Origin of the sequence: Paenalicyclobacillus ferrooxydans (assembly GCF_001399675.1) — a bacterium.
GTDB lineage: Bacteria > Bacillota > Bacilli > Alicyclobacillales > Alicyclobacillaceae > Alicyclobacillus_B > Alicyclobacillus_B ferrooxydans.
The window spans coordinates 40,304-49,430 of the sequence record NZ_LJCO01000012.1 but is presented as its reverse complement, the minus strand read 5'-3'; the positions used below and the strand labels follow the sequence as shown (position 1 = coordinate 49,430).

Sequence of the window (9,127 nt, the reverse complement as noted above, 5' to 3'; positions counted from 1 at the left end):
AGACATGCGGTTGATTGGCTGCGTTCACCACGGAAGGGATAAATTTCGCGAATGCATTCGCGTTTCCGATCGCATATTGCTGACGCATCACAGATTCAAGTTCGTTGTGAAACACCTGATATGCTGCCTTGTGATCTTCATCCATGTCTATGAAGACGGGCCGTTCATCAAGTTCTACGAGGGGTAATCCCATATCTCCCAACTCTAAGAACACCGTTTTATCGGCCAAATGGTTCACAAACAATTTGGGCGACAGACCCGGAACTTCTTTTGGAGGATTGAGGATCACCTTGCGAGAGGTGGACCCTCCTGCTGATGTCACGTCGTCTTCCGAATAACGACCACGTTGTTCCATCGTCCCATATAGATGCACAAACTTGTTTAAGGAACGATGGTCAAGACCATCCGCCTTCATTTCAGCCGGACAAATCCGCCAGAGCAGGTGATACAAACTCGATGCTTTTCCATCGCTGAGTGTTCCTGTCAGTCCCAGTACTCGTCTTGACGCACCCGCGATGGCTCCCATCGCTTCTCCTTGGCCACTGTTTGACTTATACTGATGAAGTTCATCGATAATGGTCAAGTCAAACCACCCACGCAAGTATTTCTGAATGAACCAGGCTGGTTGCAAGCGACGATGTTTGAGTCCACTGACGGCTTCCCGCTCAGGTACGACGTCTCGCATCAGATTTGCGCCACATTCCGAACAGTGATACTCGGTAATCGACTTCTTAAATACGTACTGAGTCCGCTGTCTCTTGCGACTTCCGATGGATAAGGCTGTATACGAGTTGAATCCAGTTGCTAGATCCTTAAATCCTAGCTTACGTTCAGCAATTTGGTCGGCCTCGTGATCGTGCTTATGTGCGTCCTTTTCAGCAGTCTTCGTATGCTTCTGCTGAATCCCACCGCATTCTGGGCACAGCCATACGTCCTCAATCATGGACACTGACGTGTAGTTATCGTGCCAGCGTGCCTTGTTTGGCACGACTGAGCGTTCCTTGTGAATCAGAGCCGGGGCTTTGGTCATTCCAAGCTTTGCCGTATCACGGGAGAGCAAGATAAATTCAATCGCAGCTTTGTCCCCCCTTCGTACACGTTTGTCCCGGTAACGAACAACATCCTTCCAACTCTCAATGACCGTAACTTTGGCCTGCGGTAATGTGCGGCCAATCTCGTCCCGAACCCATTTCGGTATCGTGATCCCGGGAACCAGCAGAAGTACGGCAAATCCATGCTTTGATTGATTAGCTAGTGCATTTGCTACAGCCAAACTGATAATCGACTTCCCGGTTCCCATATCCGACGAGGCGATAATTCCCTTGTTTGCATCAAAACCGTTCAAGATTGCCTGAACGGTATGTGCCTGTGCCGGGAATGGAACCCTTTGCATCTGTGCGATCGCTTCTTCAATTGGCCGATCCAGGTCATGAGCCGGCGCAGCCAAATCCTCGATGGTTGTCGCAAGATGAGGCGCGAATGTCTGCAAATAGTCAATAACCTGGTACTCTCCATTGTCATCTGGGCGTAGTGCCTCTGAAAGGGGCGGTGTAGCGGTAACGCCCGATGGCAACTCAATTCTTCTTTCCGCTAGGAGATGTCCAAGTATCTCCTTGGCTCGTTCCTCAGTAAATTCATCAGACAACTCAAAAGCCTTGAGCCCCTGCCACTGTGGAACATTTGGATCCGTCCAAACAGAGAGATCTTGCACATAGTCTTGTTCACGACAAACCTGCCAGATGACGTCTTTCCATCCCTGCACATAGGGCAGGTTGAAATCACTGGCGAAACGTCGCAGAAACAAATCTGCCACATCGCCCCCTTGTGGAACGATGATAATGCGCGATATACCCGGCTCCAGTTGCTCATCCACCGCCGCTTTATGCAACACAATGGCATGCGTCAGTTTCCCAATCGGCCGGGCAACAAACCGATAGGCGTATTTCTCCGTATCAAACAGGTCAGAGCTAAACGATTGACGATTCCACTTCAAACGCAATCTGTCGCCTTTGATGGCATGTGCAACAAGCGCCCGCGTTGGGCTGTCTAGATCGATGAGCCCAACCGCAATCAAATCCTCTGCGTTTTTCTCGACATTCCTTCGAGTCACCACCATGTGTACGGCAGCCTCAATAAAGTTCTTGTCATCCTGGTAGGATAGTATCTTCATTCATATACCCCAGCTACACCATCTCCAGGGAGGCCATCGCCCCCGGAAAGATGGTGCACCGGGGCCTTCGCCTCCTTTAAGATGGGTTACTGTAAGTCAAGAATGGTTCCATCTGGCTGAATGGTTCGAACTGCGGTGATGTACGACTCGGTATCAATCACAGTCTCCGAACCATCTTCATTTCTTACAATGTCTCGATTGACAATTTTCCTTGTCATCCCCACGACCATGTGGCGATGCTGTCCAAATCCGACGGCACCGTTCAGCGCGCCAGCCGAAATTAGTGTAGCCATGTGCGTTCGGCGAAACGGCAGTAAGGGACGTTTTAGGGAAGCTTGTACGTCCGTTGACATGAGCATATTGTCTGCAATTCGAAAGACCTCAGACTGCGCCAAATCCAGGCGTAACTCCGCTTCATCAAGCACGTAGCCACGAAACAAAATGGGTACCTCGATATTGGCTGCGGGCGGAACGAACCACATCCGCCCATCCGATTCTTCCAAATATGGCATGCGTTGCTCTATGTCTTTCCCGTACATGAGCATCTCATTTTTCATTTGACGATCGGCGTCAGACAACTCCTTCGCGCTCGTCAAATTCTTCTTGCGTCGATAACCGAAGACGACCACTTGGCGAAATGCCTGGTATTCATCGTCATCAAATCGATATACAGCCAAGTTCGTGAAACGGTGAAACAGTGCGTTCACCATCTCCGGTCCAAGCGTATAGCGTGGAATGACAAATACAAGCACGCCATCCGGAGCCAGTTGCTTGGACAAATCTCGTAGAAAAATGAGCTCCTTGCGCATCTCTAACCCCCCCAGACCAGAATGTGCGTCATAGGGCGGATTGAGAAAGAGCAGCTGCATACTTGCTACCTCAACACGTGCCCGCTCATATCCACAGTGCAGGACATGTTTTAATTTCTCTTTTGCCTCTCCTGCACGATGACCGTCAATTTCAACTCCGTAGGTAATAGAGCTCGGTGATACTGTACCGACTTGGCTCAGTGCATCCCCCTCTCCGCAACAAGGGTCGAAGAATCGTGCAGGTCCGGTCATCTGAAGCCGACCAAGAATTTTGGCCACCATTGAAGGGGGCGTTGGGTAATACCCCATTTTTGAGATTCCTTCGGTTCGCATTTGTCCCTTCACATCTTGTCGCTGGAACACGAGGTACCCCCTCCGCCCCAATCGAACAAGACGGAGGGTCACCTCCTTTACATATCTGTTATACAGTTATCAATTTGGACGGCTGATTAAAGTAGTCCTTGAGCCTTTAGACTCGTAAACCTCCCCGAATCTCCGACAATGATGTGGTCCAACACATCGATTCCAAGCGTGCGACCTGCCTCTACTAACCTCCGCGTAACCGCGATGTCTTCAGGACTTGCAGTCGGATCTCCGCTTGGGTGGTTGTGACCGACGATAATGTCGGATGCGTTAGCCAGAATTGCTGGTTTAAACACTTCACGAGGATGGACCAAAGACGCGTCAAGAGATCCGATACTGACGGTGTTTAACGCGTTCACATAGTGTTTGGTCGAAAGCACCATCACAACAAATTCTTCGCGATCGGTGTTACCGATGTATTCGAACAGGATATTCGCGGCATCATCTGCACAGCGGATTTGCCGACTCCCTGAATACTTGAAGTTCCGTTCTTTAATCAGTTCAATTCGAACCACGTTTATGGCTGCCAATTGTTCATTCCTCCATACTCCACCCGTCTGCACCAGGTGGATAAATTCCCCCAGTGCAGTGGGTTTCGTATGTCTGTTCAACGAATCAAGTCGATTTTCAATCGCTCGAGAAGGTCATGATCAGACACAGGCTTGAAGCACTGTGTTTGCGTAATTGCCTGCTTGGCCATTTCCATCGTTGGATACTCACACTCAATCCGTTGCATGAATTTCAGGGCAAAGAGAGGATTTCGCTCCACGTCCGTAACGTCAAAAGTTACATACGCTGCTTGAACCAAACCGTTGTTTACGATGACCGCAGCGTATTCCCACTTCGGGTCATCGATTTGGTAGCTGAGTATCACAACGCGTACCGTTGTCAGCGTCCCCAAACCTTGACGCCGATGCCCACAGTCAGGTATCTCTCGATAGGAGCGATGTGTCGATTTCGGCATGTCGTCCTCGCCATTCAATAACCAACCACGTTCGACGTTTATCACTTCCGCCTGAATTTACACCGCCTCCTTTTTCACACTGGGCTCTAGCTGTAACGTGGACAATATGGTGTCGGCTGCTTTTTGGATTCGTGTTCCACACGCTTTGAGCGTCTGTACGGCTTCTTCGCCTCTCCAGCCCACAATGTAGCCAAAAGAGTAATCTGCCGTATCGAAACCAAGTGCACTCGCGACGACAAAAGCGGTTGACTCGGCTTCGAGTTCTCGTGTTTCTCTCTCAGGTCGAGCCGCCAAGCTGTGCAACAGCCCGTGGGCCCATTCGTGAATGAGTACCTTTGCTTTTTGTGCTTCAGGCAGCGTCTCGACAATCTCGATAGAGCGAGTTCGATGGTTAAAGGAACCGAGCGCCCCACTCTCCATTTCATGTACTTCACAAAGAGGAAAGGGACAGGCTTGCCGCAACGATTCATACCATCCCGTGTGTCCATCCATGATGACGGGTACATCGACGGTTGGAATCGGTTCGCCGTCTGTTTGGGTTACGTCCCAGACATACACAGGACGAAACCCGTACAGAATTTTGCGTTTGGCTTCTTCACCTAGGGCGGTTTCTTCCACACCTGGCGGTGCTTCGTCCTCAATCTTTGTGTGGAACATTGGCGCAAGAATTGAAATACCTCGCTCACCCTTGCGAACGAAGCGCTCCATCTCTTTCCACTGTTGAAAACCAGCAACCATGGTTGCGTCCGGTTTTTGAATGAAAATCAGTAGGGTGTTGTGGAAGCTGTAACTGTGAAATCGGCTTTGAAACATCAAGTACCGTTTCCATTGTTCAGTATCCAGCAAGGATTCAATTCCCTGCTCTAACCGCACGAGCGCATCTTTGACCTTGTCATTCATGCATGAACGTCCCCAAGTATCACCGAGGGAGTGTCCCCTCAATGAAACAAGGGGACTTCCTCCCTTCGATTTACTGGATTATTGGCTCAGGCACTCACGCGTTCATCTGTTGGTTCAGTACTTGCAGTTTCCTTAGACACCGCTGTAGCGTTCGCCATTGGGGCAATCAGGCAGAGGCCTGTTTCACCAACGGGGTTGACCGTAAACGGTTGATTCGTTTCTACAAGACCTACCTCAATTTGCTCAATGCCTTCAAATGACCGAAGCAGTGTAATCCAGTAATGAATGTTGCACCACAGCGCAAGCGCTTTGTCGATCGAAGCGTTTTTCATTTCCACCGTGTCTCTCGCATTCCCATACTGTGATGAGATTGCGGTAAGCGTCAGTCTTTCTCGCGTGAATTCGAACTGTGCCCGTTGATGCTCCGTTTCAGACAAGATCGACACGCGTTCACACGCCTCCAGCAACTCCTGTCGGTCTACCTTAATCCGGTATAGCGGGTTATGCGGAATAATGCGTGACGTGTCGGGGTAGTTCCCGTCCAGTGCACGAATCACCATACGGTATGAATCGTCATCCCAAGACACAATAAGCGAACTTGAGCCAAAAACCAGCGTGATTTCCTCATCGTCATCGTGCGCGGGCAACCCGAGAGCCACCTTGTCTAACAGCGCTGCTGGTACGGTCAAACTTCGTTGTTCCCCTGTGATTGTCTGATATGGAACCGTGAACCCGGCGAGTCGTAGGCCATCCGTTGCCGTGGCCTGCAAAACGGACTCTCCAAGTGCCAAGTGGACCCCGGTCAGAATCGGTCGCGCAGGGCCTTTTGCCGTTGCATAAGTGGTGCGCCGCAACAGTCGATGCAATTCGGGGGCCAACAACACGACGGACGTGGTGTCATCATCTTCATTGGTGTACGGTGTGAAAAGTTCCGGTTCTAAGCTCGCCAATTCGTACTTTGTCTTGCCAAAAACCAGTTTGGTTTTCGTTGAATTGGCGTGAACTGCTACATTGCCGATCGCCTTTTTCACGATTTCAAAGAGTTCCTTGGCCGGTAAAAGGCAGGCGCCGGAAGTTTCAATCGTGACTGCCGGATCCGTAATTGTCTCGTACAGCGTGCGTCGTATCGACATGTCTTCACTGCTTGCATACAGATCGACACGATCATCCTCTTTGTTTGCCCGGATCAACACGTGTTTGAGTACCGGTCGGTTTGTCGAGTTCGGTACCACGCGTACAATGTCACGCAAGACTTTAACGAGTTCGTCACAACGAAATGTCACTTTCATCAGGTTTCGCGCTCCTTCCCCTCAACGGGTATCGTTTCAATCCGTTTTGCGGTACTAAAAAACCAGCCGTGTCCACACGGAGACCGACTTTGTCGGTACCCACAGGACGTCGCCTGGTTGAATGTTTGCGTCGATATGATTGCGGGTCTCAATCGCACCAACAACATATCGAGGATCCGTATTGGGACAATACACCTCGCCAAGTTCCCAGAGCGTCTGCCCCGGACCTACGGTTACAGATTTCCATCCGTCAAATCCCGGTGGCATGACTCGCAGCACCAGCAAGGCTTCGATGAGCAGGACGAATGTCCCCATACCGACGTATCGTTTGATGACTTTCACTTGGACCCCTCCGTGGACAAGATTTCACCCACGAGGCCGCTTCCCGAGGGTGAAAAAGCACCCCCTGGTAGCGGGCAGGGAACTACATTAGGCGTTCATTGCACTCATTCGTTTGCGACAAACGGTAATCGTGGAATCCCATTCGTCGGCTGCGTAAACCGTGATGACCGTATTCGGCTTGGCGAGCACGACGTGAATGGGCTTGCCATTTAAATCTCCACGTTTCATCACACGGTGTCGGTTTTCTTGAACCGTGACCCCGACTTGTGCAATCTGATCGATCACATCCACCGGAAGCCGCCTTTGTACCATCCGCTTTACAGCGTGAATGTCGTACACAGGTCTGTTTCTTTTCGTCACCATGGCTTTCACCACCTTACACTCGATGAAGTAGTTTCAATGTGTTGACCGATCCTCAGGCGACCTGTGAACTGACTTGGTGTTTTACTGTCAATTTCGTGTCCGAAACGTAAGCCGCAATGACTTGACCATTGAAATGCTCTGAGAACAGGTCCTGTACCGATTCCGCATTATCCACGTAAACCGGCATGGCCTCTCCTTTCGCTTCGGCTAGCACACGGCCAATTTCGAGGTCGCAGCGGATTTTCTCGGAGAACGATAGTAAACGATACGGTCTGCCTTTCCACTCGATCCGAAACGATTCCCGAATTTCGCCTGTCTCTTTGTTCCAATCCATTAAATGAATGCGCACATGCTCAAACAAGCCATTTAGCTTTTCATGTTGGGCACGAACAAACTCAAAGCGAAAATCTTGCAAGGCTTTTAACTTGCGTCGATAGGCTTCAAGCTGCTTTTGCTCATCCATCATGTATTGTTTGGTTTGGGCAATATTCTCCTTAGCCATTTGATACGTCCGTATCATGGCCTCGTGAGCAATTCTCAGCTCCTGCTCGTTACGTAGTTGCTTCTCCACCTGTTGAATGAAATCTCGCAGGTTCAGGTCTACTTCGGGCACTTTGGGAAGAGACTTAAGATGTTCAATCTCAGCTTTGACCCGCTTCCCTTCCACGACAATTTGCTCGAGGTTCCTCTGAATCCCCTTTTGTTTCAAGGCCACCTGCTGCCGAATTTTATTGGCTTGATCGGCGGGCAATTTTTGACCACATGTATGACAGTGCGTGTCAACCTTTGGTACACTCGCTTTTAACGTCCGATAGGTATCGGCAAGCGATGTGTGTTGAGCGAGCAACTCTTGAAGCCGCTTATCTCGGTTCTCAAAACCCGCTTCATGTATTGTCGTTTCACGCTTTGCTGCCTCAACCTGGTCTAACATCTCACTCGTAATCTTGCTTACGAAAGGGCTTGGTTCGCCTCGCTGGATAACCGATTCATAGGCGTCCATTTCGCCTTCAAAGCGCGTAAGAGACTTCTGCACTTCAACAATCTCTTCACGAACTCTTTTCATCGCGTAGTCGACCGATTCAATGCCCATGACGAATTTATCGTGGGCTAACAGTTCGACTGAATCGGAGGTCATTCGTGCCAATACGTCCTCCTTTGGAACATCAGGAACGCATTTCGCAAGGATCGCTTTCGCTTCTTTTGGCTCCAAACTACTAAAATAGCCCGGGAAGAACATGGAGAGGAATTCGGAAACCGACCCGAACCAGCCCTCTATTTGGCCTTCCTTGGAACGCGATCCATTCACCGTAATTGCGGATGCTCGTTTACCGGATCGCATGCGTGAAATCGTGAGAGATATCCCCCCCGAGTTGACGAATGTCACCGCAACTCCCATACTTTTTGACCCAATGTGCATCAGGTTTTCATCCTGCTTGCTTTTGCCAAGAATATCTGTACCGTAAAGGCACCAGACCACGGCCTCAGCAATCGTCGATTTACCGGCACCATTGTGACCATAAACGGCTGTTACAGGACCGAACTGAATTTCCATATGCTCATGACACCTGAAATTCTCCAGCGTGATGGATTCAATTCTCATGTTTCATCCACCCTTCAAGATTCATTGTTTTGGACAATCCATGAACGGGATGTCGGCAAAAAGTCGGTTGAAGTTTTGTTTCAAGCGGACATCTGCTTGCGCAAATTGCGAACCGCCAAGCTGTATCCAGCGTACGTGAAGAGTGCATAGCTACCGTCCGACCGCGTGCGAACTAGACACGGGATACCACGTCTAATCAAGAATCGCTTAGTCCGAAGCGCTGATTGATAATCTTTCGTCATCGTAATGAATGCATTCATCGTGTTTGCCTCCTGTAAGATCAAAAAAACCAGTTTGAACTCAGAGCTGTTTGTGCTCCTGTCCGTA

The 9,127-nt window shown here is 50.0% G+C and carries 10 protein-coding genes; all 10 read right to left on the bottom strand.

The window, feature by feature from the left end:
- Positions 1-2,170 (bottom strand): DEAD/DEAH box helicase family protein (locus AN477_RS03500; protein ID WP_157061796.1); only part of this gene is annotated, 2,170 nt, incomplete at its 3' end.
- Between the two features lie 86 nt (positions 2,171-2,256).
- Positions 2,257-3,342, bottom strand: a complete 1,086-nt coding sequence (locus tag AN477_RS03495; protein WP_054967793.1) for a DUF6094 domain-containing protein — start codon at positions 3,340-3,342, stop codon at positions 2,257-2,259.
- An 86-nt stretch (positions 3,343-3,428) separates the two neighbouring features.
- Positions 3,429-3,872 (bottom strand): JAB domain-containing protein, encoded by a 444-nt coding sequence (locus AN477_RS03490; protein WP_083485914.1) that lies wholly within the window; start codon positions 3,870-3,872, stop codon positions 3,429-3,431.
- Between the two features lie 77 nt (positions 3,873-3,949).
- A complete protein-coding gene (locus tag AN477_RS03485; RefSeq protein WP_157061795.1) occupies positions 3,950-4,306 on the bottom strand; it encodes a hypothetical protein in 357 nt (118 codons plus the stop codon).
- Positions 4,307-4,363: 57 nt separating this feature from the next.
- The gene (locus AN477_RS03480; RefSeq protein ID WP_054967791.1) at positions 4,364-5,206 is read right to left on the bottom strand and encodes an ArdC-like ssDNA-binding domain-containing protein; all 843 of its coding nucleotides are present in this window, start codon (positions 5,204-5,206) and stop codon (positions 4,364-4,366) included.
- A gap of 86 nt (positions 5,207-5,292) precedes the next feature.
- Positions 5,293-6,495: a DNA polymerase III subunit beta gene (dnaN, locus tag AN477_RS03475; protein ID WP_054967790.1), complete on the bottom strand. Its 1,203-nt coding sequence runs from the start codon at positions 6,493-6,495 to the stop codon at positions 5,293-5,295.
- 54 nt (positions 6,496-6,549) lie between these two features.
- Positions 6,550-6,837, bottom strand: coding sequence for a LysM domain-containing protein (locus tag AN477_RS03470; protein ID WP_245631705.1), 288 nt, complete (start codon positions 6,835-6,837; stop codon positions 6,550-6,552).
- An 87-nt stretch (positions 6,838-6,924) separates the two neighbouring features.
- On the bottom strand, positions 6,925-7,200 hold the full coding sequence (locus AN477_RS03465) for a DUF4258 domain-containing protein (protein WP_054967789.1): 276 nt from the start codon (positions 7,198-7,200) through the stop codon (positions 6,925-6,927).
- Positions 7,201-7,252: 52 nt separating this feature from the next.
- Positions 7,253-8,800 carry an AAA family ATPase gene (locus tag AN477_RS03460; protein ID WP_054967788.1) on the bottom strand — a complete coding sequence of 516 codons (1,548 nt, stop codon included), beginning with the start codon at positions 8,798-8,800 and terminating at the stop codon, positions 7,253-7,255.
- A gap of 80 nt (positions 8,801-8,880) precedes the next feature.
- Complete coding sequence (locus AN477_RS03455) at positions 8,881-9,060, bottom strand: hypothetical protein (RefSeq protein WP_054967787.1); 180 nt, start codon at positions 9,058-9,060, stop codon at positions 8,881-8,883.
- Positions 9,061-9,127: the final 67 nt, after the last annotated feature.

Excerpts from the sequence above, each read along its gene's own strand:
- AN477_RS03460 (WP_054967788.1), bottom strand. The coding sequence starts at position 8,800 with ATGAGAATTGAATCCATCACGCTGGAGAATTTCAGGTGTCATGAGCAT.
- AN477_RS03455 (WP_054967787.1), bottom strand. The coding sequence starts at position 9,060 with ATGAATGCATTCATTACGATGACGAAAGATTATCAATCAGCGCTTCGG.
- dnaN (WP_054967790.1), bottom strand. The coding sequence starts at position 6,495 with ATGAAAGTGACATTTCGTTGTGACGAACTCGTTAAAGTCTTGCGTGAC.
- AN477_RS03485 (WP_157061795.1), bottom strand. The coding sequence starts at position 4,306 with ATGCCGAAATCGACACATCGCTCCTATCGAGAGATACCTGACTGTGGG.
- AN477_RS03480 (WP_054967791.1), bottom strand. The coding sequence starts at position 5,206 with ATGAATGACAAGGTCAAAGATGCGCTCGTGCGGTTAGAGCAGGGAATT.
- AN477_RS03465 (WP_054967789.1), bottom strand. The coding sequence starts at position 7,200 with ATGGTGACGAAAAGAAACAGACCTGTGTACGACATTCACGCTGTAAAG.